This is a genomic window from Actinomycetota bacterium (assembly GCA_036280995.1).
Classification (GTDB): Bacteria; Actinomycetota; CALGFH01; order CALGFH01; family CALGFH01; genus CALGFH01.
The window spans coordinates 1-23,361 of the sequence record DASUPQ010000095.1 but is presented as its reverse complement, the minus strand read 5'-3'; the positions used below and the strand labels follow the sequence as shown (position 1 = coordinate 23,361).

At 74.6% G+C, this 23,361-nt stretch carries 24 protein-coding genes; 15 read left to right on the top strand and 9 right to left on the bottom strand.

Going from position 1 to position 23,361, the window contains the following annotated elements:
• Positions 1-1,441: DUF5719 family protein (locus VF468_02800; protein ID HEX5877240.1), on the top strand; the 1,441-nt coding region annotated here is incomplete at its 5' end.
• A 9-nt stretch (positions 1,442-1,450) separates the two neighbouring features.
• Here the strand turns inward: VF468_02800 and VF468_02795 are convergent.
• On the bottom strand, positions 1,451-1,783 hold the full coding sequence (locus VF468_02795) for a metallopeptidase family protein (protein ID HEX5877239.1): 333 nt from the start codon (positions 1,781-1,783) through the stop codon (positions 1,451-1,453).
• Between the two features lie 390 nt (positions 1,784-2,173).
• Here VF468_02795 and VF468_02790 point away from each other — a divergent pair, with 390 nt between their 5' ends.
• The 5 genes from VF468_02790 to ahcY are packed head-to-tail and all read left to right on the top strand — an operon-like array spanning position 2,174 to position 6,983.
• The gene (locus VF468_02790; protein ID HEX5877238.1) at positions 2,174-3,532 is read left to right on the top strand and encodes a phosphomannomutase/phosphoglucomutase; all 1,359 of its coding nucleotides are present in this window, start codon (positions 2,174-2,176) and stop codon (positions 3,530-3,532) included.
• Between the two features lie 24 nt (positions 3,533-3,556).
• Positions 3,557-3,742, top strand: a complete 186-nt coding sequence (locus VF468_02785; GenBank protein HEX5877237.1) for a Trm112 family protein — start codon at positions 3,557-3,559, stop codon at positions 3,740-3,742.
• The gene (locus tag VF468_02780; GenBank protein ID HEX5877236.1) at positions 3,739-4,833 is read left to right on the top strand and encodes a bifunctional phosphoglucose/phosphomannose isomerase; all 1,095 of its coding nucleotides are present in this window, start codon (positions 3,739-3,741) and stop codon (positions 4,831-4,833) included. The genes VF468_02785 and VF468_02780 overlap by 4 nt, the downstream gene beginning before the upstream one ends.
• A complete protein-coding gene (locus tag VF468_02775) occupies positions 4,830-5,690 on the top strand; it encodes a purine-nucleoside phosphorylase (GenBank protein ID HEX5877235.1) in 861 nt (286 codons plus the stop codon). Before VF468_02780 ends, VF468_02775 begins: the two co-directional genes overlap by 4 nt.
• A 39-nt stretch (positions 5,691-5,729) precedes the next feature.
• The gene (gene ahcY, locus VF468_02770) at positions 5,730-6,983 is read left to right on the top strand and encodes an adenosylhomocysteinase (GenBank protein HEX5877234.1); all 1,254 of its coding nucleotides are present in this window, start codon (positions 5,730-5,732) and stop codon (positions 6,981-6,983) included.
• Here ahcY and VF468_02765 read toward each other — a convergent pair.
• Positions 6,980-7,927, bottom strand: a complete 948-nt coding sequence (locus tag VF468_02765) for an RDD family protein (GenBank protein HEX5877233.1) — start codon at positions 7,925-7,927, stop codon at positions 6,980-6,982. The two genes, ahcY and VF468_02765, sit on opposite strands and share 4 nt — an antisense overlap.
• 30 nt (positions 7,928-7,957) lie before the next feature.
• Between VF468_02765 and VF468_02760 the strand changes: the two genes are divergently transcribed.
• Genes VF468_02760 through pyrE form a run of 3 tightly spaced genes read left to right on the top strand, consistent with a single transcriptional unit; the run spans position 7,958 to position 10,241 of the window.
• Complete coding sequence (locus VF468_02760) at positions 7,958-8,998, top strand: stage II sporulation protein M (GenBank protein ID HEX5877232.1); 1,041 nt, start codon at positions 7,958-7,960, stop codon at positions 8,996-8,998.
• Positions 8,995-9,690 (top strand): SDR family NAD(P)-dependent oxidoreductase, encoded by a 696-nt coding sequence (locus VF468_02755; GenBank protein HEX5877231.1) that lies wholly within the window; start codon positions 8,995-8,997, stop codon positions 9,688-9,690. Before VF468_02760 ends, VF468_02755 begins: the two co-directional genes overlap by 4 nt.
• Before the next feature lie 11 nt (positions 9,691-9,701).
• The gene (gene pyrE, locus VF468_02750; GenBank protein ID HEX5877230.1) at positions 9,702-10,241 is read left to right on the top strand and encodes an orotate phosphoribosyltransferase; all 540 of its coding nucleotides are present in this window, start codon (positions 9,702-9,704) and stop codon (positions 10,239-10,241) included.
• 9 nt (positions 10,242-10,250) lie between these two features.
• On the opposite strand, the gene VF468_02745 is transcribed toward pyrE, so the two are convergent.
• From VF468_02745 to VF468_02715, 7 genes are read right to left on the bottom strand one after another with little or no spacing between them, the layout of a single operon-like run.
• Positions 10,251-11,219, bottom strand: coding sequence for a cation diffusion facilitator family transporter (locus VF468_02745; protein ID HEX5877229.1), 969 nt, complete (start codon positions 11,217-11,219; stop codon positions 10,251-10,253).
• A 19-nt stretch (positions 11,220-11,238) separates the two neighbouring features.
• Positions 11,239-11,991 carry a transporter substrate-binding domain-containing protein gene (locus VF468_02740; GenBank protein HEX5877228.1) on the bottom strand — a complete coding sequence of 251 codons (753 nt, stop codon included), beginning with the start codon at positions 11,989-11,991 and terminating at the stop codon, positions 11,239-11,241.
• Between the two features lie 53 nt (positions 11,992-12,044).
• Entirely contained in the window at positions 12,045-13,430 is a 1,386-nt protein-coding gene (locus VF468_02735) for a DUF58 domain-containing protein (protein ID HEX5877227.1), read from the bottom strand.
• Positions 13,431-13,443: 13 nt separating this feature from the next.
• Positions 13,444-14,415 carry a MoxR family ATPase gene (locus VF468_02730; GenBank protein ID HEX5877226.1) on the bottom strand — a complete coding sequence of 324 codons (972 nt, stop codon included), beginning with the start codon at positions 14,413-14,415 and terminating at the stop codon, positions 13,444-13,446.
• Positions 14,405-15,538, bottom strand: a complete 1,134-nt coding sequence (locus tag VF468_02725) for a DUF4350 domain-containing protein (protein HEX5877225.1) — start codon at positions 15,536-15,538, stop codon at positions 14,405-14,407. The genes VF468_02730 and VF468_02725 overlap by 11 nt, the downstream gene beginning before the upstream one ends.
• Positions 15,535-16,242, bottom strand: coding sequence for a DUF4129 domain-containing protein (locus VF468_02720; protein HEX5877224.1), 708 nt, complete (start codon positions 16,240-16,242; stop codon positions 15,535-15,537). The genes VF468_02725 and VF468_02720 overlap by 4 nt, the downstream gene beginning before the upstream one ends.
• Positions 16,226-17,215 carry a hypothetical protein gene (locus VF468_02715; GenBank protein ID HEX5877223.1) on the bottom strand — a complete coding sequence of 330 codons (990 nt, stop codon included), beginning with the start codon at positions 17,213-17,215 and terminating at the stop codon, positions 16,226-16,228. The genes VF468_02720 and VF468_02715 overlap by 17 nt, the downstream gene beginning before the upstream one ends.
• A gap of 166 nt (positions 17,216-17,381) precedes the next feature.
• Between VF468_02715 and mtrA the strand changes: the two genes are divergently transcribed.
• The 6 genes from mtrA to VF468_02685 form a co-directional block, all read left to right on the top strand.
• Positions 17,382-18,101, top strand: coding sequence for an MtrAB system response regulator MtrA (gene mtrA / locus VF468_02710; protein ID HEX5877222.1), 720 nt, complete (start codon positions 17,382-17,384; stop codon positions 18,099-18,101).
• A 47-nt stretch (positions 18,102-18,148) separates the two neighbouring features.
• Positions 18,149-19,657, top strand: coding sequence for a HAMP domain-containing sensor histidine kinase (locus VF468_02705; GenBank protein ID HEX5877221.1), 1,509 nt, complete (start codon positions 18,149-18,151; stop codon positions 19,655-19,657).
• Complete coding sequence (locus VF468_02700; protein ID HEX5877220.1) at positions 19,650-21,530, top strand: LpqB family beta-propeller domain-containing protein; 1,881 nt, start codon at positions 19,650-19,652, stop codon at positions 21,528-21,530. Before VF468_02705 ends, VF468_02700 begins: the two co-directional genes overlap by 8 nt.
• A gap of 64 nt (positions 21,531-21,594) precedes the next feature.
• Positions 21,595-22,275, top strand: coding sequence for a phosphoribosyltransferase family protein (locus VF468_02695; protein ID HEX5877219.1), 681 nt, complete (start codon positions 21,595-21,597; stop codon positions 22,273-22,275).
• Positions 22,276-22,498: 223 nt separating this feature from the next.
• Positions 22,499-22,915 carry a ribosome-associated translation inhibitor RaiA gene (gene raiA, locus VF468_02690; GenBank protein HEX5877218.1) on the top strand — a complete coding sequence of 139 codons (417 nt, stop codon included), beginning with the start codon at positions 22,499-22,501 and terminating at the stop codon, positions 22,913-22,915.
• Between the two features lie 71 nt (positions 22,916-22,986).
• The coding region (locus tag VF468_02685; GenBank protein ID HEX5877217.1) for a response regulator transcription factor at positions 22,987-23,361 on the top strand (375 nt) is incomplete at its 3' end.

Sequence of the window (23,361 nt, the reverse complement as noted above, 5' to 3'; positions counted from 1 at the left end):
ACCGGACCGCGGGGACGCCGGCGAGCCGAGGCGGCGCCCGTCGCTCAAGGCCTCGTCGCTGAAGGCCCCGGCCCTCAAGGCGCCCCAGCTGCGCCCCCCCAAGCTCGAGGACCTGCGCGGGTCCACCCTCGGCCTGGCCGGGGCGCTGGTCGCGGTGGTGGCGGTGCTGGTCTTCGCGGCCAATGCCCTCCCGGCGGTCCGGCCGCCGGCCACCCCGGCCGCCGCCGACCCCTACTCGGCCCGCTGGGTCTGCCCGCTGCTCCCCGGCCAGTCCACGGCGGTGACCGTGGCCAACGTCGGCAGCGGGACCGCCTCGCTGCGCACCCTGGTCCGCGAGAACGAGCAGAAGGCCGCCCCCAAGACCTCGGAGCTGGCCGGGGGCAAGACCCAGGAGCTGACGCTGAAGCCCACCAAGCCCGCGTTCGTGCAGGTGGAGGCGTTCAGCGCCCCGGTCGTGGTCAGCGCCCCCGGCCTCGGCTGCGCCCCTGGCCCGGGCAACCGCTGGTGGCTGCCGGCCTCCGACACCCGCTTCGGGAGCAAGACCGAGGTGATCATCGCCAACCCCGACAGCCAGCCGGCCACCGTCGACCTGGTACCCCACCTGACCTCCGGCTCGATCCGGTCCGACGAGGGCCGCGAGATCTTCGTCCCGGCGGGGGGGACGCTGGTGCGCCAGCTCGGCGACGACGCCCCGGCCGGGCTCAAGCCCGCGATCGAGGTGGTCGCCCGGGCCGGACGGGTGGTCGTCGGCGCGGCCGTGAGCAGCTCCGGCAGGTCCCCGACCCTCCTGCCCGCCCAGGGCACGGCCAAGCCGGTGTGGTCGTTCGCGGGCGGGGTGAGCGGCGGCGGCAACCAGGCCCAGGTGCTGGTCACCAACCCCAACTCGACCCAGCTCAAGGTGGACCTCCAGATCACCACGGAGAAGGACACCTTCCGGCCGGAGGGCGAGTTCGGGGAGCCGATCGCCAACGGCGGCACCGCCGAGCTGGCCATCCCCGCCCTTGACGTCAAGGGGCCGTACGCCGTCCAGGTCCGCTCCGTCAACGGGGCGCCGTTCGTGGCCGCCCTGCGGGTCACCAAGGGCGACGCCGACGGGGGCAGCTCGCGCATCGACCTGGGCACGGGCCAGCCGGAACGCGGCTGGCTGGTCCCGGGCGCGCCCGCGGGCGACCTCGTCCTGGCCAACCTGTCCGGCGGCCGGCTGGAGGCCCGCCTGGGCGACCTCACCGGCGGCGCCGGCGCCGGCGAGGCGGTGCCGGTCCCGGCCGGCCGGGTCACCGTCCAGAAGGCGCCCGCCGACGTCGAGAACCTGGTCGTCCAGGCAGCCTCGGCCGGGCTGGTGGTGACGCCGCTGAACGGCGGCCCGATCGTCCCCGGCTCGGCCATCGGCGGCCTCCCCGCCGGCGGTCCCATCACCCCGGGCCCCGCCGCCGCCCCCTGAGCCCGGCGCCTACCAGCCGAGCTCGTCCAGGCGGTCGTCGTCGATGCCGAAGTAGTGGGCGACCTCGTGGATCACGACCTCGCGGACCAGCTCGGCCAGCTCGGCGTCGGAGCGCGCCCGGGCCTCGATGGGCCGGCGGAACAGCACGATCCGGTCGGGCAGGACCCCGAAGTAGCCGGCGCCCCGCTCGGTCAGGGGCACGCCCTGGTAGAGGCCGAGCAGCAGCTCCCCCCCGGGCACCTCGTCACCCCGCGGGGTCTCCTCGATGACGAAGTCGACGTTGGCCAGCCGGTCCCGGAACTGCTCGGGGATCGACTCCACGGCCTCCTCGACCAGGCGCATGAAGGCCTCCCGGCCGCTCCCCGGCGGCTGCACCACGGGCAGGCGCAGGCGGGGCCGGGGCGGGCGGCGGCCATGGCGGGCGCGGGGCAGGAGAGGCTCCTTCCGTGGCCGGTTCGCGGACGTGCCAACCATACTGCCGACATGCTTGACCGGCAGCGCCGACGTCGTTACCTTCCCCCCGGCGCCCACGGGAACCGGTAGGGGAAACCTGACAGTTACCGCGGGCGTCGCGAACGTGCTAGCCGTTCGGGTGGCCTGCGAGCCACCCGGTCCTCTCGCTGGCCAGCGAACGCCGGTTCTGAGCCCGGGGCGGGTCGGCGGGCCGTGACCGGCGGGGGCTAGAATCGCGGGCGTCCCCAGCCACCGCCGGACCCGCCGCAAGGAGCTGCCGTGCCCGCCGCCCTCGACCAGGTGTTCAAGGCCTACGACGTCCGCGGGGTCTACCCGGACCAGCTGGACGAGGAGCTGGCCGAGGGGATCGGGCGGGCGTTCGTGGCCCTGACCGGGACCGGGACCCTGGCCATCGGGCAGGACATGCGGCCGTCGTCCAAGCCGATGGCCGACGCGGTGGCCGCCGGGGCGATGGCCCAGGGGGCCGACGTGCTCCGGGTCGGGCTCTGCTCGACCGACATGCTCTACTACGTCTCCGGCGCCCTCGACGTCGCCGGGGTCATGCTGACCGCCTCCCACAACCCGGCCCGCTACAACGGCCTCAAGCTGTGCCGGGCCGGTGCGGTGCCGGTGGGGGAGGAGTCGGGCCTGGCCGACATCAAGCGGATGGTGGCCACCGGCGACATGCCGGCCCCCGCCGGCCGCCGCGGCCAGGAACGCCAGGCCGACGACCTGCTGGAACGCTACGCGGCCCACGTCCGCAGCTTCGCCGACCTGGGCGCGCTGCGGCCGCTCAAGGTGGTCGCCGACGCCGGCAACGGCATGGCCGGCCACGTCGTCCCGGCCGTCTTCCGGGGCCTGCCGTTCGAGCTGGTGGCGATGTACTTCGAGCTCGACGGCAGCTTCCCCAACCACCCGGCCGACCCGCTCAACCCCGACAACCTCCGGGAGCTCCAGGCCCGGGTGGTGGCCGAGGGGGCCGACGTCGGGCTGGCCTTCGACGGCGACGCCGACCGGGTGTTCCTGGTCGACGAGCTGGGCGCGACCGTCCCCTCCAGCCTGGTCGGGGCGCTGGTGGCCCGGCTCATGTGCGAGCGCGAGCCGGGCGCGACCGTGCTCTACAACCTGATCTGCTCGCGGGTCGTGCCCGAGACGATCCGCGAGGCCGGCGGCGTGCCGGTGCGCACCCGGGTCGGCCACAGCTTCATCAAGGGGGTCATGGCCGAGACCGGGGCCGTCTTCGGCTGCGAGCACTCGGGCCACTACTACTTCCGCGACAACTACCGGGCCGACTCGGGGCTGGTCGCCGCCCTGGTCGCCCTTGACGCCCTCTCGCGGGCCGGGCGGCCCCTGTCCGAGGTCCTCGCCCCCTACCGCCGCTACGCCGCCTCGGGAGAGGTCAACCGCCGCGTCGCCGGCGACCCCCGGCAGGTCATCCAGGCCGTGGCCGGGCGGTACCCGGCGGACCGGGCCGACTTCGCCGACGGGCTGACCGTGGAGGGCGGCGATTGGTGGTTCAATCTGCGACCGAGCAACACCGAGCCGCTGCTCCGGCTCAACGTCGAGGCCGCCACCGAGGCCGAGATGGCCAGGGTGCGCGACGAGGTGCTGGAGGCGGTCGGCGGCGAGCCGGCCTGAACGGCCCGAGGAGAGGAACCGACGATGCCCCTTGACGCCAAGCTGCTGGAGATCCTCGCCTGCCCGAACTGCCACGGCGAGGTCGAGTACAAGGAGGCCGAGCAGGTCATCGAGTGCCGGGGGGAGTGCCGCTACCGCTACCCGGTGCGCGACGACATCCCGGTCATGCTGATCGAGGAGGCCGAGAAGCCGGGAACGGCGCCGGCGTGAGCGCGGCGACGGGCGACCACTCCAGGCCCTCCGTGCTCGACGACCCGGCCGAGCTGGCCCGGCGCGACCCGGGCGCCATGCTCGCCGAGGTCGCCGGCGCCGGCGGGCAGGCGCGGGTCGCCCTGCGCGCCGCCCAGGCGGCGCCGCTGGTCGGGCCCCTGCCCGAGGTCGTGGTCGTGGCCGGCATGGGCGGCTCCGGGATCGCCGGCGACGTGCTGAGCGCGGTGGCCTTCCCGGAGTCGCCCGTGCCCGTGCTGGCCGTCAAGGGCGACCGGCTGCCGGCGTTCGTGGGGCCGGGCACGCTGCTGGTGGCCGTCTCCTACTCGGGCAACACCGCCGAGACGCTGTCCGCGGTCGAGCAGGGGCTGGCCGCCGGGGCCCGCCTGGTCGCGGTCACCTCGGGCGGCGCCCTGGCCGAGCTGGCCCGGTCCCGCGGGGCGCCCCTGGTCGCGATCGAGGGCGGCCGCATGCCCCGGGCGGCCCTGTGGTCGCTGCTGGTCCCGGTCTGCCTGGCGGCCGAGGGGGCTGGGGTGCTGCCGCCCGTGACCGACCAGGTCTGCGCCGCCGCCGACGTCCTCGACGAGGAGGCGGCCGCCCTCGGCCCGGAGGTGGCCACGGCCGCCAACCCGGCCAAGCAGGCCGCCGTGGCGCTGCTGGACCGGCTGCCCGTCGTCTGGGGCAGCGGCCAGGTCGGGGCGGTCGCGGCCACCCGGTTCCGCACCCAGTGCAACGAGAACGCCAAGGTCTCGGTCGTGTCCGGGCCCCTGCCGGAGGTCAACCACAACGACGTCATGGGCCTGGAGGGCGGCCTCGGCCCGGATCGCGAGCTGGTCCTGCTGCGCGACGAGGCCGGCGAGCACGACCGCGACGGCCGCCGCATCGAGGCCGTCCTCGCCGCCCTGGGGGTCGCCGACCCGGTCGGCCACGACGCCGGTCCGGGCCCGGCCCTGGCCCGCCTGGCCCGCCTGACCGCCTTCGCCGACTTCACCTCCACCTACCTGGGCGTCGCCCGCGGGGTCGACCCCACCCCGATCCGCACCCTCGACGAGGTCAAGGCGGCCCTCTCCGCCGAGGCCAGAGCCCCCCGGTGAGCGACACCCCGGAGGAGGTGGCGGCCGGGCCGGCGGGGGAGCAGCCGCACCGGCCGTCGGTGCCGGAGGCGGTGCGGGTGGCGGCGGCGGCGCTGGAACCTCGGCTCTCTGAGCGGCCGGTGGTGGCGCTGGTGCTGGGGTCGGGGCTGGGCGGGCTGGCCGACGAGGTCGAGGACGCCACCCGGGTCCCGGCGGCCGAGGTGCCCGGCATGCCCGTGCCCAAGGTCCCCGGGCACGCCGGGGCGGTGGTCGCGGGCCGCCTGGCCGGCGTGCCCGTGCTCGTCCTGGCCGGCCGGGTCCACACCTACGAGGGCTACAGCGCGGCCGAGGTCGCGTTCGCGACCCGGGTCGCGGCCGAGGTCGGCTGCCGCGCCCTGGTGGCGACCAACGCCGCCGGCGGCCTCAACCTCGACTACGACCCGGCCGACCTGATGGTCCTCACCGACCACATCAGCTTCCTGTTCGACAACCCGCTGCGCGGCGCCCCCGACTTCGTCGACCTGGCCGGCGCCTACGACCCGGAACTTCGATCGGCGGCGGTCGAGGCCGGCCAGGCCAAGGGCGTCCCGGTCCGCCAGGGCGTGTACCTGGCCGCCGCCGGGCCCTCCTACGAGACCCCGGCCGAGATCGCCATGTTCCGCGCCTGGGGCGCCGACGCCGTCGGCATGTCGACCGTGCCCGAGGTGATCGCCGCCCGCGCCCACGGCCTGCGGGTGGCCGCCATCTCGGCCATCACCAACGTGCACCGGCCCGGCGGCACCCCGACCAGCCACGCCGAGGTCCTCGAGGTCGCGGCCCTGGTCCGGCCCCGGTTCCGGGAGCTGGTGCTGTCGCTGCTTCCTGCCGCCGCCGCCTGATCCGGTAGCCTTACGCGGCACCCGACCGGAGGAGGATCCTTGCCGTACGACGTGACCGACCTCGCCCTGGCCGACGAGGGGCGCCTGCGCATCGAGTGGGCCGACCGGCACATGCCGGTGCTGCGCGACATCCGCGCCCGCTTCGAGAAGGAGCGGCCCCTCGAAGGCCTCAAGGTCGCGGCCTGCCTGCACGTGACCACCGAGACCGCCAACCTGATGCGCACCCTCAAGGCCGGCGGCGCCAGCGTGGTGCTGTGCGCCTCCAACCCGCTGTCGACCCAGGACGACACCGCGGCCGCGCTGGTCGAGCACTACGGCATCGACACCTTCGCCCGCCGCGGGGTCGACACCGACGGCTACTACGCCCACCTGGAGGCGGCCCTCGACACCCGCCCCAACATCACCATGGACGACGGCTGCGACCTGGTCACCCTGCTGCACACCAGGCGGCGCGACCAGCTGGCCGAGGTCCGGGCCGGCACCGAGGAGACCACCACCGGGGTCATCCGGCTGCGCCAGATGGAGCGGGAGGGCGCCCTCGCCTACCCGATCATCGCCGTCAACGACACCCCGACCAAGCACCTGTTCGACAACCGCTACGGCACCGGCCAGTCGACCATCGACGGGATCCTGCGGGCCACCAACCTGCTCCTGGCCGGCACGAACTTCGTGGTCGCCGGCTTCGGCTACTGCGGCAAGGGACTGGCCATGCGCGCCCGCGGCCTCGGGGCCAAGGTCATCGTCACCGAGGTCGACCCGATCCGCGCCCTCGAGGCGGCCATGGAGGGCTTCAAGGTCGCGCCCATGGCCCAGGCGGCCCGCGAGGCCGACGTGATCGTGTCGGTCACCGGTGACCGCGACGTCATGCGGCGCGAGCACTTCGAGGTCATGAAGGACGGGGTCGTGCTGGCCAACTCCGGCCACTTCGACGTCGAGATCGACAAGGCCGCCCTGGCCGACCTGGCCACCTCCGTGGTCCGGGTCCGCGAGAACGTCGAGGAGTTCACCCTGGAGGACGGCCGCCGCCTCAACCTGGTCGCCGAGGGCCGCCTGGTCAACCTGGGCGCCGCCGAGGGCCACCCGGCCGCGGTCATGGACATGTCGTTCGCCGACCAGTCGCTGTCGCTGGAGTGGCTGTCGCGCCAGCAGGACCTGGAGGTCCGGGTCCACGACGTCCCGGCCGAGATCGACGCCGAGGTCGCCAGGGTCAAGCTGGCCACCATGGACGTCGAGATCGACACCCTGACCGACACCCAGGAGAGGTACCTCCACTCCTGGACCGAAGGCACCTAACCAGGCGGAGCGAACCCGTCCTCCGGCGCCGGTCCAGGCGCCGGCGCCGGAGCCGCCGACTCGGCCCCCCCGGTGGGGGAGCCTCGCCGACCCGGGGGAGGGGCGCCGGCGGTTGTCCACAGCCCCCCGGAACCGCCTTCAGGCCCGGGCCCTCCGGCCGACCCACCGGCCCGGCCCGCGGCCAGGCGCTGGCGCTGCTGGTAGGCGGCGGCCACGCAGAGGAGGTACTGCTCGGGGGAGACCCCGGGCGGGGGTGGGGGGCGCAGGCGGGCCGCCAGCGGGCTGGCCAGCTGGAGGGCCAGGGCCGAGCGGGGACCGGGGGGCAGGCTGGGCGCCCGGATCAGGAACGTCCTGACCGCCTGGTACTCGTCGGTGCCGACCCCGCTCGGGTCGAGGGTGGCGGCGTAGTGCTCCAGCCCCGGCGGCGGCGTGAAGTCGACCGGCGCCGGGGCGGCCAGGGCGCTGCGCTCGCGCAGCACCAGCGTCCCCGCCACCATGTCCCCGAGCCGCTGGTTGTCCCTGCTGAACAGGATGAACACGACGGCGACGAAGCCGCCGAAGAGGAAGAAGTCGACCAGCCCGAGCAGCCCCCGGATGGCCGCGTGGCGGAACCGGACCGGCGCCCCCTCCCTGGTCACGACCCGCAGCCCCAGGGCGGCCTTGCCCAGCGTCCGTCCCCGCCACAGGGTCTCGAAGGCGATGAAGTAGCCGAGCCACCAGGCCGGCAGCAGCACCAGCACGATCGTGAGGGCCACCCAGTCGGGCACGACCACGTCGCTGGCCTGCCCGAGCAGGGCGACCGCGAACAGCCCGACCAGGATGCCGGCGACCACCACCGCCATGTCGACCAGGTAGGCGAGGATGCGCGAGCCCAGGTTGGCCGTGCGGAACTCGAGGGCCACCGCCTCCGGCGTGACCATCCGGGCCGGTTCGACCTGCGCCATGGGTGACCGCGTCCCCTCTAGAATGCGCCGGTGGACATCGACCGCTACATCGCGACCAACGGCCCCGTCTGGACCCGCCTGGCGGAGCTCACCGGCAGGGCCCAGCGGGGGATCGGCCGCCTCTCCGCCGCCGAGCTCGACGAGCTGGTCCGACTCTACCAGCGGGTCGCCGGCCACCTCTCCTACGCCCAGACCTACTACCGCGACCCGGCCCTGACGGCCAAGCTGAGCGGGCTGGTGGCCCGGGCCGGGTCGGTGGTCTACGGCACCCGGCCCCGGACCCTGCGGGCCTTCGGGCGCTTCTTCACCGTCAGCTTCCCGGCGGCGGTGTGGCACGCCCGCTGGTTCGTGGTCGTGGCCACCCTGGCCACCCTGCTCCCGGCGGCCGGCTTCGGGCTGTGGCTGGCCAACTCGCCCACCGCGGTCGAGGCGGCCGCCCCGCCGGCCGTCCGCGAGGCCTATGTCAACCGCGACTTCGAGGAGTACTACTCCTCGGCTCCGGCGGCCCAGTTCGCCTCCCAGGTGTTCTCCAACAACGTGCTGGTCGCCTTCCAGGCCTTCGCCCTCGGCATCTTCTTCTGCGTCGGCACCCTGTTCGTGCTGGTGCAGAACGGCGCCATGCTGGGGCTGGTCGCGGGGCTGTTCGCGGCCGTCGGCCAGCAGCCCAAGTTCTGGGGCCTGATCCTGCCCCACGGGCTGCTGGAGCTGACCAGCGTGTTCGTGGCCGGCGGGGCCGGGCTGCGCCTCGGCTGGACGCTGATCGACCCGGGAGACCGGCCCCGGCTCCAGGCCCTGGCCTCCGAGGGCCGGCGGGCGGTGGTGATCGTGCTCGGGCTGGTCGCCGCCTTCCTGGTCGCCGGCACCATCGAGGGGTTCGTCACCGGCCAGCCCTGGCCGACCTGGCTGCGGGTCGGGATCGGGGTGGTCGCCGAGGCCGGGTTCCTGACCTATGTGGTCGTGCTCGGCCGGCGGGCCGCCGCCCGCGGCCTGACCGGCGCCCTCGGCGAGGAGGACACCGGCGGCTGGCTCACCGAAGGCCACCGCCTGCCCGCCCCGGCGGCGTCCTCATGACGTCCACCGTCCTGGTCACGGGAGCGACCGGCGGGCTCGGGCCGGCGGTGGTGGCGGCGTTCCTGGACGACGGCTGGCGGGTGGTGGCCACCTCGCGGTCGGGCCGGCCGCCCGAGGACCTGGTCGGGCACGAACGCCTCGAGCCGGTGGCCACCGACCTGTTCGAGCCGGCGGACGTGGCCGAGGCGGTCGCCGTCGCCGCCGCCGACCGGGCCGGCGCCCCCCTGCGGGCCCTGGTCAACCTGGTCGGCGGCTATGCCGCCGGCGGCCTGGTCCACGAGACGCCGGTGGAGCAGTTCGAGCGTCAGCTCACCCTCAACCTGCGCCCGACCTACCTGGTCACCCAGGCGGTGCTGCCGCACCTGGTCGACGCCGGCGGCGGGGCCGTCGTCTGCGTGTCGGCCCGGGCGGCGGTGGCGCCCTTCCGCGGCGCCGGCGGCTACGTCAGCGCCAAGGCGGCCGTGCTGGCCTTCGCCCAGGCCGTCGCCGTCGAGTACAAGGCCGACGGCGTCCGCTGCAACGCCGTCCTGCCCAGCGTCATCGACACCCCGGCCAACCGGGCCGCCCAGCCCGGCGCCGACCCCTCCCGGTGGGTCCCGCCGACCCAGGTCGCCGCCGTCATCCGCTTCCTCTGCAGCGACGACTCCGCCCCCACCAGCGGGGCCGCCATCCCCGTCTACGGCCGCGCATAGGATCCCCGCCCATGACCACCGAACGCGCCACCGACCTGGCCCGTCGCGTCTACCGGACCTCCCACCTGACGGGCAGCTTCGTGCTCCGCTCGGGGGCGACCAGCAGCGAGTACTTCGACAAGTACCGCTTCGAGTCCGACCCCGGGCTGCTCCGCGAGCTGGCCGAGGCCATGGCCGGGCTGCTGCCCGAGGGGGCGGACGGGCTGGCCGGGCTGGAGCTGGGCGGGGTGCCCCTGGCGACGATGCTGTCGCAGGTCACCGGCCTGCCGGCCGGGTTCGTGCGCAAGCAGGCCAAGCCCTACGGCACCCGCCGCCTGGCCGAGGGCCTTGAGGTGGCCGGGCGCCGGCTGGTGGTGGTCGAGGACGTGGTCACCTCCGGCGGGGCCGTGGTCGACTCCTGCCGCGCCCTCCGGGACGAGGGGGCCGAGGTCGCGGTGGCCGTGTGCGTGATCGACCGGGAGGCCGGCGGCCCGGCCAACCTGGCCGAGATCGGGGTCGAGCTGCGCCCCCTGTTCACCATGTCGGCGCTCAAGGAGGCCGCCGGCGGCTGAGGCGCCGGGTCAGCTCCCCTCGCCGGCCGGCTCGGGCCGCTCGATCTCGGGGACGGGGGCGATCACCAGCTCGTGCAGGCGCCAGTCGAGGTCGAGCAGGTGCCGGTTGGCCCGCTCGATCCTGCCGACCAGGTCCTCGTTGTCGACCGGGACCACGAAGGCCTCCCCGATGAACACGTGGCCGCCCTCGCGCAGCCGCACCTCGGCGTCCTTGACCCAGTCCATCAGCATGAGCTCGTTCTTGACCCACAGCGGCAGCGGGTCGGGCCGGGTGTCGTCGACCAGCGTCGGCTCCTTGTCCATCAGGTCGCCGACGGCGACCTTCAGGTTCTTGTAGCCGTCGTGGACGATGTCGATCGAGATGATGCTGGCCGCCACCGAGTCGGCCCACCACAGGCCGAACCCGATGCCGATCACCCCGGCCATGGCCGCGCCCGCCGTCATCCAGTCGGCCCGGTTCATCTCGGCGTCGGCGAACAGCACCTTGTCGTTGAGCTCCTTGGCCAGCGGCTGCTTGAGCCGGCCCAGGAACACCTGGGGCACGGCGCTGTAGGCCAGCGCCCCCAGCATCAGCCAGCCCAGCCACACCGGCTGGTCGCCGAACGGCTTGACCAGGTCGATCGGCGGGTGCTCGAACATGATCAGCTTGGAGGCCGAGTCGTAGAGGATGAACGCGCCCAGGCCGAGCAGGGCCACCGAGGCGCACAGGTAGGCGATGGCCGTGGCCCGGTGGTAGCCGTAGGGGAAGTGGTCGTTGGGCTTGCGGTTGCGGACCCGGGAGGCGACCAGGAAGGCGATCGGCGGGGTGAGCCCAAGGATGTCCTCGACCCAGGCCGCCTTCATCGCCTGGGAGTTGCCGAGGGTGAAGTACAGCAGCACGATCGCCGACAGCAGGTACAGGATCGAGAGCCACTCCAGCCGCACGGCCTTGAGCAGCTGCTCGTGCTTGTCCGGGGGCAGCTCGTGGTGGCTGCTCATGGGCCCACCCCGGCCGCGCTCACCTGCGGGTCTCCGCGTCCAGCAGGGCGGGCACGTCCGCCTGGTTGGCGATCAGGAACCGCTCCAGCCGGACCAGGAAGGCGTTCTCACCCAGCGGGGTGGCCATGACGTGCTTGGTCTTGATCAGGTGGACGCCGGTGTTGCGGAGGTCGAGGTCGGCCAGCAGCCACTCGTCGACGGCCACGGCCGACCCCTTGACCTGGGTCACGTCCGGGACCCGGACCGGGATGGCGTCGGTCTTCTCCTCCAGGATCCCGGCCGCGTCGGTGCCGGCCTCGACCGCCACCCGGACCCCGGCGATGTCGTCGGGCGGCGGCTGCGACGCCGGGACCGCGACCACCACCCGGGTGGTGGCGTAGGAGCGGGTGATGGCGGCCTTGGCCTGCCAGGGTGTGTCGGCGGTGAGGCCGCCAACGACCAGGTCCAGCTCCCGCACCTCGAGGGCGCCGATCAGGTCGGCCTCCGACCCGTCGACCCACTCGACCCGGGCCCCCAGCTCGCGGGCGAACCGCTCGACCAGCTCGACCTCGACCCCGCCCGGCCGGCCCCCTTCGAGGGTCGTCCAGGGATCGCTGGCCGTGATCCCGGCCCGCAGGGTCCCGCCCCGGACCGTGTCCAGGGTGCTCTCCGGGTCCCGCGGGACCCCGCACCCGGCGGCCAGCACGGCCACCAGCGCGGCCGTCACCAGGACCGCCCGGGCAGCCTGGGCCCCGGCCGCTCGGGCTGGTCGCCTGATCCGGTTCTCGTTCATCGGCGCACCTCGAAACTATTACTCGCCTTGCTGGTTCCCAAACCTCCCGCCGTTCAGAGCCGCCCGGTGGCCTTGACCCGCAGGTAGGCGTCGGCCAGTTCGGGGGCGAGGCGGCCGGGCGGAGCGTCGACCACCACCGCGCCCAGGCCGCGCAGGCGGGCGACGGTGCGCCGGCGGTCGGCCAGGGCGGCCACGGCGGCGGCCTTGCGGTAGGCGGCGCCGGGCTCGGTCGGCGTGGCCAGCGCCCAGCCGCGCACCTCGGGGTCGGCCACGCTGGCCACCACGACCAGGTGGTCGCGGGCGACCAGCGGCAGCGCCGGCAGGAGGGTCTCGGACACGGCCTGCTCGGCCAGCTCGGTCAGGACGACCAGCATGGCCCGGCGGCGGAACCGGGCCAGGGTCTCGGCGAAGGCGCCCCGGTAGTCGCTCTCCACCAGCAGCGGCTGGAGCTGGTACATGGCCTCGGTGACCCGCGAGAGCTGGTCGCGGGCGTGCCCGGGCCCGACCACGGCCCGGACCTCGCGGTCGAAGGCGACCAGCCCGGCCCGGTCGCCGAGCCGGGTGGCCAGCGAGGTCAGCATCATGACGGCGTCCATGGCGTGGTCGAGGCGGGGCACGTCGGCGACCCGGCCGGCCATGGTGCGGCCGCTGTCCAGCAGCAGCAGGACCGTCTGGTTCCGCTCGGCGCGGTAGGTGCGGACGATCGGCTTGGTGGAGCGGGCGGTGGCCGCCCAGTCGATCCGGCGGAACTCGTCGTCGACCCCGTACTCGCGCAGCGAGTCGAACTCGGTCCCGCCGCCCCGCCCCTGGGCCGACCGGAGGCCCACCTCCAGGATGCGGGCCTTGTTCACCCGCAGCTCGGCCTCGTCGCGCGAGTCGAACGGCGGGTACACCCGCACCACCCCGGGCAGCCGCCGCCGGCCCTGCCTGGCCGCCAGCCCCAGCGGCCCCTCCACCCGCAGCACCACCTCGGCCGGGGTGAACCGGCCCCGCCGGCTCGGCCGGATCGTGGTCGCCGCCACCGCCCGCCCCCGCGCCGGCACCACCACCCGCGCCCGCCTGGTCACCGCCCCCAGCGACGGCGCCAGCTCGTCCGCCAGCCGCACCCGCACCCCCCGGCCGGCCAGGCCCAAGCGGTCCCGGGATGGCCCGGCCCGGTGGGCGATGCGCCAGGTGACCCGGGCCTCGCTGCCGAGGGGCACGATCCCGGGCGGCTCCCGCTCGACCTCGAGGTCGCGGGGCCGCACCGCCAGCGCCCAGTCGACGACCGCGGCCGCCAGCAGGACCCCGTTCACCACCCACAGGCCCAGGGGCGGCCGGACCGGCAGCAGCAGCACCACCAGCGACCCCACCGCCGCCCCCGCCACCAGCCGCCAGGTCGGCACCGGCGCGCCCTCCCGGACCCTGGGGGGCCCGGCCCGGGGGGGCGGCGCGCTCACCCGGCCTCCACGGTCACCGGGGGACCGGGACGGCGGCCAGGACGCCGTCGAGGACGCCGTCGGCGGTCACGCCCTCGAGCTCGACCTCCGGCCGCAGCTCGAGCCGGTGCCGCAAGGTCGGCTTGGCCACCGCCTTGACCTCGTCGGGGGTGACGTACTGCTTGCCGGCCAGCCAGGCCCAGGCCTTGGCGGCGTGCAGCAGCATGGCCGCCCCCCTGGGGGAGACGCCGAGCTCCAGCGACGGCGACTCCCGGGTCGCCCGGGCGATGGCCACGATGTAGGCCTGGACCCGCGGCTCGACCGGGACGGCCGTCACCTCCTTGCGGGCCGCCTCCAGGTCCTGGCGGCCGGCCACCGCCGTCACCCCCAGGGTGGCCAGGTCGTGGGGGTCCATGCCGGCGTCGTGACGGGCCAGCACGGCCTGCTCCTGCTCGGCCGAGGGGTAGCCGACGTGCAGCTTGAACAGGAACCGGTCGAGCTGGGCCTCGGGCAGGGGATAGGTGCCCTCGTACTCGACCGGGTTCTGGGTGGCGACGACCAGGAACGGCTCGGGCAGCGGGTGCCCCTGGCCCTCGACCGACACCTGGCGCTCCTCCATCGCCTCCAGCAGCGCGGCCTGGGTCTTGGGCGGGGTGCGGTTGATCTCGTCGGCCAGCAGCAGGTTGGTGAACACCGGCCCCTGGCGGAAGCGGAAGGAGCCGTCGCGCTGCTCGAAGATCACCTGCCCGGTCACGTCCGACGGCATCAGGTCGGGGGTGAACTGGACCCGCTTGAAGTCCAGGTCGAGGGTCCGGGCGAGGGTCTTGACCAGCAGCGTCTTGGCCACCCCGGGGACGCCCTCCAGCAGCACGTGGCCCCGGACGAGCAGGGCCGCGACCAGCCCCGACACCGCCCCGTCCTGGCCGACGACCGCCTTGGCGATCTCGTCGCGGACCCGGAGCACCGCCGCCCGGGGCGCCTGCGGCTGCGCTGTGCTAACGGACACGGGTGACCTCCCGGCGGACGGTGTCGACGGCTTGGCTGAGGGCGACGAGCTCGGCCTCGTCGCGGGGCGTGGCCGGGCTGAGGGCCCGGAGCACCCGCTCGCGCGGGATCCCGGTCCGGGCGGCGACCGTGTCGGCCACCAGGTCGGGCGGGGCCGACGGGGGCAGGCCCAGCCGCTCGGTCAGCGAGCGGCGCAGGTCGTCGGTGAGCAGGCGCGCCGCCTGGCCGCGCCCCTTGGCCCGCTGGAGCAGGTTGCCGACGGCCATGACCAGCTCGGCCCCGGGGAGCTGGACCGGCTGCGGCTCGGCCACGGGCCGGCCCAGCCGGCGCGCCCGCCAGAGGGCGAGCAGGACGAAGGCGACGACGAGCTGCCACAGCGCCAGCCGCACCCTGGGGGCGACCAGGTCGCCCAGCCCGGCGTTCCCTCCGCCGGGCAGGGGCGGCCGCAGCACCCGGACGGCCGTCCCCGGCGCCGGGACCAGCAGGCTGGCCAGCAGCAGGCCGTTGTCGGCCTCGCCGAGCTCCTCGTTGACGAGCACGCTGGCCCCGCCGAGGCGGACGACGGTGCCGAGGCCGAGCGGCTGGACCAGCAGCCAGGCGCCGTCGTTGCGGGGGAAGCAGGCCCGGGTGCCGGCCGCCGCCCCCCGGCCCGCGGGGATCTCGAACACGACCCCGCCGGGCGCCGCCACCCGGCCCACGTTGCCCAGGGCGGCCACGTCGCAGCGCCGTTCGATCTCGGCGTCGAGCAGGCCGATGCGGGTCGAGCCGGCCGGCTCGACCTCGGTCACGCCGGAGCTGGGGTCGGCCACCACCAGGGTCCCGCCCTGCCGGACCCACTCGAGCAGGTCCTGGCGCCGTTCGGGGGTGAGGTCGTCGCTGAGCAGCAGCGTCGTCTGGACGGCGCTCCCGGGCGGGTCGGAGGAGATGCCCACCTCGCCGCCCAGCTCCCGCAGCACGTCCATCAGCGCCTTGGTCCCCAGCGGCCCCGGCGACCCCGGGTCCAGCGGCTCGCCCTCCTCGGGCCCCCGCCCCGCGACCGCCACCACCAGCGCCACCCCCAGGACGACCGCCACCCACGGCAGCGCCCTCCCGACCCCGGTCCGGGCCCCGGCCCGCCCGCTCACGAGCCGGCCCGCTGGAGGACGCGGTCGGACAGGTCGCGGAGGTGGGTTGCCTCCTGGGCGCCGGTGGGGGAGCGGCCGTACCAGGCGACCTCGAACAGCTCGGTGGCGCCGGCGAAGTCGCCGGCGGCGTCGGGCAGGGCGCGGCCGACCTCGCGCCGGTACTCGCCGGCGGTGCGGCCGGGCACCTCCTCGACCAGGCCACGGGAGGCGAGGTCGGCCACCAGGGCCCGGTAGCGGGAGCGGACCGCCTCCCGCCAGGCGCCGGCCCGCTCCTGCGCCTCCGCCTCGGCGCGCCACTCGGCCGCCGACCGCCGCCGGATCCCCGGGACCGCCGCCGACACCTCGGGGCTGGGCGTCAGCCCCCGCGAGAACCGGGCCACCACCACCCCGACCCCGACCAGGACCAAGGCCAGCAGGATCAGCCCGACGATCCCGCCGGCCCCGCTCCCGCCGAGCGCCGCCAGCAGGCGCCCGACCGCCTCCAGCACCCAGTCGTAGATCCGCTCCACCAGCGACCGTTCGGCCGGCCGGAACTCCGGCCTCGACAGGACCTCGCGGACGACCTCCCGCACCTGGTCCGGGTCCTGCACCGGCACCCGCGGGTCCCCCTGCCGCTGCCCCAGCCCCACCACGGCGGGCAGGAACAGCCCGGCGGCGGGACGGAGGGCCGGGGAGCGGGGCGGTCGGTCAGCGGGCCGGGGCACCGCGGCCCAGTTCGGCGGCGATCATCTGCAGGTCGAAGCCTTCGTTCCTGATCCGGAGGTCGAAGTAGACCAGGGTGGCCAGGATCGACACGAACGGCGTCGTGATCAGGGCCGGGATGATGGCCCCGATGGCGGCCAGGATCCAGCCCCAGCGGTAGCCGACGGCCAGCGCCGCGATCGAGAACGGGGTGGCCAGGATGTTCCCGAGGAAGCTGGCGATGAGGCCGCTCCCGATCCCGATGGCCATGACCGGCCAGAACCGCGGGCGGACCAGGGTCACGGACCGGGCCATGGCCTGGATGGGCCCGGCGTGCTCGACCATCACCACCGGCGTGGTCACCAGGAAGAAGGTCATGGGGATGAGCGCCCCGACCAGGCACAGGACCAGCCCGGCCAGCTTGAGCAGCGCGGTCATGAAGAACACGGCCAGCAGGACGAGGAAGGCGCGTCCGGTGGCCCGCATGGCCGGGCCGGCCTTGAGCTCCCCGCCGAGGTAGCTGGCGGCGACGATCATGGAGGTGGCGCCGCCGATGAACGGGGTGACCAGGAAGCCGGCGAGGGCGGCGATCACGATGCCGATCCAGGCCCCGTCGGAGGGCCCGGTCCCCGCCGCCTGCTCGGCCAGCGACGGGTCCTGGATGAACTCGAGGAAGCCGTAGCCGCCGAGCAGGTCGCGCTGGAAGAACGCGGCCACCAGGTTGACCGGGATGACGAACACGGCCGCGACCAGGACGATGGCGGAGAGGTTGGCCTTGAGCAGGCGGAACGACCCGTCGAGGAGGTCGCTGAACATCATCGGGTGCAGCGGCAGGGGCCCCGTCCGGGCCGACCCGGCCTTCGGCAACGGCGGGTACGGCGACGGCACCCCCCACCCCGGCGCCGCACCCGGCGGCGGCCCCCACCCCGGCGGGGGCGTGGCGGGCGGGCCGGGCAGCTGGCCCGGCGGGTCCCAGGGTGGCGGTTGGCTGGTCACGACCATCCTCTCATCGGCGCTCGCGCGCATTGTCACGAGGCCGCACGGGCCGGTCAACGGCGTCAGCCGGACGTCTGTGGATTGTGGAAATGGTTGATACTCCACTGTTGGACGCCGACGTGACATCCTTGGCCGATTGTCGGCGCCGGGAAGGGGGCGGTAACGCGTGAAGGGCAGGGTACTGGTCGTCGACGACGACCCGTCGCTCGGCGAGATGCTCGGGATCGTCCTGCGCCAGGAGGGCTTCGAGCCGGTGTTCGTCCGCTCGGGCGACCAGGCCATCGCCGCCTTCCACCAGGCCAAGCCCGACCTGGTCCTGCTCGACCTCATGCTGCCCGGCAAGGACGGCCTGGAGATCTGCCGCGAGCTGCGGCTGGAGTCCGGCGTCCCCATCGTGATGCTGACCGCCAAGACCGACACCGTCGACGTCGTCCTCGGGCTCGAGTCCGGGGCCGACGACTACATCACCAAGCCGTTCTCGGCCAAGGAGCTGGTGGCCCGCATCCGGGCCCGGCTGCGCCGCCGCGACACCGACGGCGCCGAGACGCTCCGCTTCCACGACATCGAGATGGACGTCATGGCCCACCAGGTCACCAAGGACGGCAAGCCGGTCAACCTGACCCCGCTCGAGTTCGAGCTGCTGGCCACCCTGGCCAGGCGTCCCCGGCAGGTGTTCACCCGCGAGGTCCTGCTCGAGCAGGTCTGGGGCTACCGCTACGCCGGCGACACCCGGCTGGTCAACGTGCACGTCCAGCGGCTGCGGGCCAAGATCGAGGACGACCCGGAGAACCCCCGGGTGGTGCAGACTGTGAGAGGCGTCGGCTACCGCATCGGGCCGGAGGGCGGCGCCGTGGAGTCCTCGGCGCAGGCGGGTGATCAGGGATAAGACTGGGCCGCTTCAGCCTCGCCCGGCTCGACCTGCGGGCCAGGGTGGTGCTGTTCACGTCGGCGATCGTGGTCGGGGCGCTGCTGCTCCTCGGCGCGGCCCTGCATGCCCTGCTGGCCAAGTCCCTGTACACCCAGCAGAACTACGACGCCGTCCAGCAGGTCAAGCTCCTCACCCGGCCCGGCGAGATCAGTGACGTCTCCGGCGTCAACACCGAGCAGATCCAGGATGCGCTCAAGGATCAGCTGATCAAGCGGCTGGGCGGCCAGCCGAACTTCGAGGCCGTGGTCCTGCGCGGGGAGGACGGGACCCCGAGCTCCTCCGACGAGGACTTCAGGATCGAGCACGTCCCCGCCGGCCTGGTCGAGCGGGTCGAGCGCGGCAACGAGCTGGCCTACGTGTACATCCGCTCGCCCGTCGGCCCGGGCCGCATGCTGGTCGTGGGCGCCCCGATCCGTCTCGACCAGAGCGACGCCGGCGCCCAGCAGGCCTACTTCTTCTACCCCCTGAACTTCCAGGAGGAGACGCTCGCCAAGCTCTCCAACTTCCTGCTGATCGTGGGCGCCGGGCTGCTCGCGGCCGTGGTCATCCTGGCCGCCATCTCGATCGGCCGGGTGCTCAAGCCGATCCAGCGGGCCAGGGACGTCGCCGAGGAGATCGCGGCCGGCAACCTGGCCGCCCGGATCCCCCAGGCGACCAGCCAGGACGACTTCGGCAAGCTGGCCGAGTCGTTCAACCGGATGACCGACAACCTGGCCCAGAAGATCGGCGAGCTGGAGCACGTGGGCAGCCTGCAGGCCCGGTTCGTCTCCGACGTCAGCCACGAGCTGCGCACGCCCCTGGCCACGGTGCGCATGGCCGCCGACTACATCCACGCCGCCCGGGCCGGCCTCCCCCCCGACGCCCAGCGGGCCGCCGTGCTGCTGGAACGCGAGCTGGAGCGGTTCGAGAACCTGCTCGAGGACCTCCTGGAGATCAGCCGCTTCGACGCCGGGGTGATCAACCTGGAGCCGGTCGAGGTCGACCTCAGCGGGCTGCTCGACGAGGTGGTCGACGCCCTCGACCCGATCGCCCACGGGCGCAAGGTCGACGTGGCCCTCGAGGTGGACCGCAGCCAGGGCCAGCCGCTGGTCGCGGCCGACCCGCGCCGGCTCGACCGCGTCTTCTCCAACCTGGTCAAGAACGCCATCGAGCACACCGTCGAGGGCGGGGTCCGCATCTGGGTCGGCCGGCGCGCCCGCGACGTGGTCGTCACCGTGGCCGACGAGGGCGAGGGCATCCCGGCCGAGGACCTGCCCCACATCTTCGAGCGCTTCTACCGGGCCGACGTCCACCGGGCCAGGACCCTCGGCGGCACCGGGCTCGGGCTGGCCATCGCCCTCGAGAACGTGAACCTGCACCGTGGCTCGATCGACGTGCAGAGCGAGGTCGGCCAGGGCTCGACCTTCACCGTCACCCTGCCGGCCATCGACCCCAAGCCCGAGCCGGCGGACGGCCGGGCGGCCGAGCCGCAGCCCGAGCCGGCGCCCGTCCCGGAGGTCGCCGTCGGTGGATAGCCGCCCCCCGCGCCACCGCCTCCTCCGTCCGATCGCCGCCCTGGTGGCGCTGGGTGGGCTGGCGGCCTGCACGGCCGGCGTGCCCCAGACCGGCCACGTGGTGACGGTCAGCCCGGTCACGACCTCGGTGCCGCAGGAGGACGCCGACGCCCTCAAGGACCTCGGCGACCCGTCCTCCGGACAGAGCGAGGTCGAGGTGGCGACCGGCTACATGCGGGCGATGAACACCGGCGACGTCACGAGGATCCAGCGGTGGGTGGTGAGCAGAGACCACGACAAGGTCAAACGCTGGTCCGAGAACGTCACCACCGTGCGGGTCTACAGCGTCTTCGAGCCCGGCCAGCCGCAGGTCCGCGAGGACGGGCGGCGGGTCGTCCCGGTCAAGGTCAAGCTGGCCGGGCAGCTCCAGAACGGCCGCGACTGGTACCCGGCCAGCGGGGACGACATGCTCAACCTGGAGCTGGGCAACGACGGCGCCGAGACCCGGGTGGCCAACCCCAGCGGCATCTGGATGCGGGACGTCAACTTCGCCAGGTTGTACGCCTCGACCGAGGTCTACCTGGTCGCCGACAAGACCCGCCCGGCGCCGCGGCTGGCGGCGGCGCCGGTCTTCGTCCGCAGGGGCGACGGCGATCCGGAGGTGTCCAAGCTCGCGGTCAACCACGCCCTCAAGCTGCTGCTGGCCGGCCCGCGGGGGCGCTACCGGAACCTCGACACGGCGATCCCGGAGGGCACGGAGCTGCGGGAGTTCCGGTACGCCGAGAACGTGGCCACGGTCGACCTGTCGCGCAGGTTCGCCGAGGCGGAGGGCTCCGGGCAGCTGCGGGTCGGCCAGGTCGTGTGGACGGTGAACCGCCTGCTCCCGACCGCGTCGGTCCGGATCCTGGTCGAGGGCCGCCCGGTCGGGACCGTCGGTGCCGAGCAGTTCCCCACCGACCGCTCCTGGCGGCGCCGGGACATGCCGCTGGCCGCGATGCTGCCGCAGCGCTCCCCCGAGCGTCAGGACGACGCGGTCCTGTTCGTGCGGCGGGGCGAGATCTTCACGGTCACGCCGGAGGCCGGCCGGCCGCCGCAGCTGATGCCGCTGAACGCCCCCGGCACCAAGTCGGCGCCGACCTGGTCGCCCGACGGCCGCTCGATGGCCTTCCTGGCCGGCACCGGCGACAGGCGCCTCCTCTGGGTGAGGCAGCCCAGCGGCCAGGCGTTCTCGGCCAAGAAGCTTTCGGGCAGGCTCTCGCCCCCCTCCTGGAGCCCCGACTCCAAGCGGATCTACGTCGTCAGCAGGGACGAGACCGGCGCCCGCCTGCTCGAGGTCGGCCGCAGCACCTTGGGCGTCCGCCAGCTCAGCCTCCCCCCGCTCCCCGCCGGCCTGCAGCCGAGCAGCGTCACCGTCAGCCCCGACGGGGCGTCCGTGCTCGCCGTCGCCGACCGGCCCGACCGCAAGGTCCTGGCCGCCGAGCCCGTCCCCGGCGGCCAGCTGTTCCTCGGCCAGTTCGGCCGCGGCGGCGTCATCCAGTGGTCCCCACGGCAGCTCGCCCCTGGCCTCGGGCGCGTGTTCAGCCCGGTCTGGGTCGGCCCGGTCACCGTGGCCTTCATCGCCGAGACCGGCAACAAGGACGACCTGGGCAAGCTCTGGACCATCAGATCGGACGGCTGGGACCCCACCGCCGTCCTCAACGACTCCGGCATGCCCATCGGCGACATCGGCAACCAGCTCACGGTCGACCCCAGCGGCTCGTCCTTCGTCGTCCCGGCCCGTTCCAGCAACGGCGTCTCGCTCTGGATGGTCGACCGCGGGAAGAAGTCGGTCAGCTACCTCACCGCCCCGGCCCCCACCGCCTTCGACGTCGACCCCAGCTTCGCCAGCCGCTGAGCCCGCCGCCGGGGGCTGTGGACGGGCGCGGGCCACGGCCGGGCGCCCAGGCTAGCCTGCGGGCATGTCCCTGATCGGCGTGCTCGGCCGGCTGCTGCGGCCCCCCGTCTGCCTGGCCTGTGGCCTGCCCGGCGGCTGGCCCTGCTGCACCCGCTGCCTGCCGTCCGAGCCGGGTGCGGTCGGGCCGTGGCCCCTGGCCACCGACCCGGAGGTGGCGGTGTGGGCGCTCGGCCCCTACGGCGACGGCCTGCGGGCCGCCGTCCTCGCCGGCAAGCTCGACGGCCAGACGGCCGCCCTGGCCGAGCTCGGCCGCCGCCTCGGGGTCGTCCTGGCCGCGGCCGGGATCGGCGCCGACCTGGTCACCTGGGTCGCCGCCGGGCGGGTCGCCGGCCTGCCCCGGGACCACGCCGAGCGGATCGCCGCCGGCGTCGCCGGCGCGCTCGACCTCCCCCTGGCCGGCCTGCTCGCCCCGGCGCGCGGCCGTGACCTGGGCCGGGCCCGCCGGCGCCGTCCCGGCCGGCCGCCGTCACGCCCGCCACCGACGGCCCGCCGCCGCCTGGCCGGCGGCCGGGTCCTGCTCGTCGACGACCTGGCCACCACCGGCGGCACCCTCGCCGGCGCCGCCGCCACCCTCCGCCTCGCCGGCGCCCACCAGGTCGAGGCCGCCGTGCTGGCCGCCGCCCCGGCCGCCCTCCGGGTCGGCGAGGAGGGCCCCGCCGGCGGCGGCCGGGCTGTCCCGAGGTAGGCCTATGACCGGGATTTGCCCTGCTCACACCGGTCGCATTGTGTGGTTGTGACCAGTTTTCGTGTGTAGAATCCGGCCAATACGACCAGCGGGCTGTGAAGGAGGACGGCCCGTCTGCCGAGGTCTTCTGACGGGCAGGGCTCGCGTCCCGCTCGGGTTGCAGGACCCGAAGGGGGGATATGCCTGCTCGAGATCGTATCCGGCAACCGTATCGGGAGTGCCCATGCAGGTGACGGTGAAGGGGAAGAACACGGGAGTGCCCGAGAAGCTCCGCGCTCGGGCCGAGCGCAAGCTGGCCAAGCTCCAGCGGTTCGACGACCACATCCTCTCGATGGACGTGGAGTTCTCGGAGGAGCGGAACCCGCGGGTCGCCGACCCGCACCGCGTCGAGGTCACCCTGACCACCAAGGCCGGCCTCGTCCGGGCCCACGCCAATGCCGTCGACCCCGCGACCGCCGTCGACCAGGTCGTCGACCGGCTCGAGCGGCAGGTGAAGAAGCTCAAGGGCCGGCGGGTCGACCGCACCCAGCACGCCGACGGGGTCAAGACCCTGCCTGTGGACGGCAACGAGACTGACCAGGCCAACGTCGTGTACCGTCGCCCCGACGGCGACTCCGGGCCCGGCGAGCAGGAACCGTGAGCAGCCAGCAACGAGCCAGGGGGGGTCCGGGGGCTCACGCCGCAGCCGGCCGCCCCCGGCGGGATCAGGGAGTGAGAGGGGAGAGCGTGGCCGACGACCGGCAGGCACGACCGCGGGGGGCAGGTGACGCCATCCGCGTGCTGATCGTGGACGACCACGCGTTGTTCCGCCGTGGGCTCGAGATGGTGCTCGAGCAGGAGGACGACGTCGAGGTCGTGGGGGAGGCGGGCGACGGCGCCGAGGCCATCGAGAAGGCCCAGGAGCTCATGCCCGACGTGGTGCTGATGGACGTCCGCATGCCGCGGCGCAGCGGCATCGAGGCGACCCAGACCATCAAGGACCTCATCCCGCACGCCAAGATCCTCATGCTGACCATCTCCGACGAGGAGGCCGACCTCTACGACGCCATCAAGGCCGGCGCCAACGGCTACCTGCTCAAGGAGATC

Coding starts and splice junctions, on each gene's coding strand:
- VF468_02795 (HEX5877239.1), bottom strand. CDS start 1,783: ATGCGCCTGGTCGAGGAGGCCGTGGAGTCGATCCCCGAGCAGTTCCGG.
- VF468_02785 (HEX5877237.1), top strand. CDS start 3,557: ATGCCCCTTGACGCCAAGCTGCTGGAGATCCTCGCCTGCCCGAACTGC.
- VF468_02765 (HEX5877233.1), bottom strand. CDS start 7,927: ATGGCGCAGGTCGAACCGGCCCGGATGGTCACGCCGGAGGCGGTGGCC.
- VF468_02755 (HEX5877231.1), top strand. CDS start 8,995: ATGACGTCCACCGTCCTGGTCACGGGAGCGACCGGCGGGCTCGGGCCG.
- pyrE (HEX5877230.1), top strand. CDS start 9,702: ATGACCACCGAACGCGCCACCGACCTGGCCCGTCGCGTCTACCGGACC.
- VF468_02745 (HEX5877229.1), bottom strand. CDS start 11,219: ATGAGCAGCCACCACGAGCTGCCCCCGGACAAGCACGAGCAGCTGCTC.
- VF468_02740 (HEX5877228.1), bottom strand. CDS start 11,991: ATGAACGAGAACCGGATCAGGCGACCAGCCCGAGCGGCCGGGGCCCAG.
- VF468_02695 (HEX5877219.1), top strand. CDS start 21,595: ATGTCCCTGATCGGCGTGCTCGGCCGGCTGCTGCGGCCCCCCGTCTGC.
- raiA (HEX5877218.1), top strand. CDS start 22,499: ATGCAGGTGACGGTGAAGGGGAAGAACACGGGAGTGCCCGAGAAGCTC.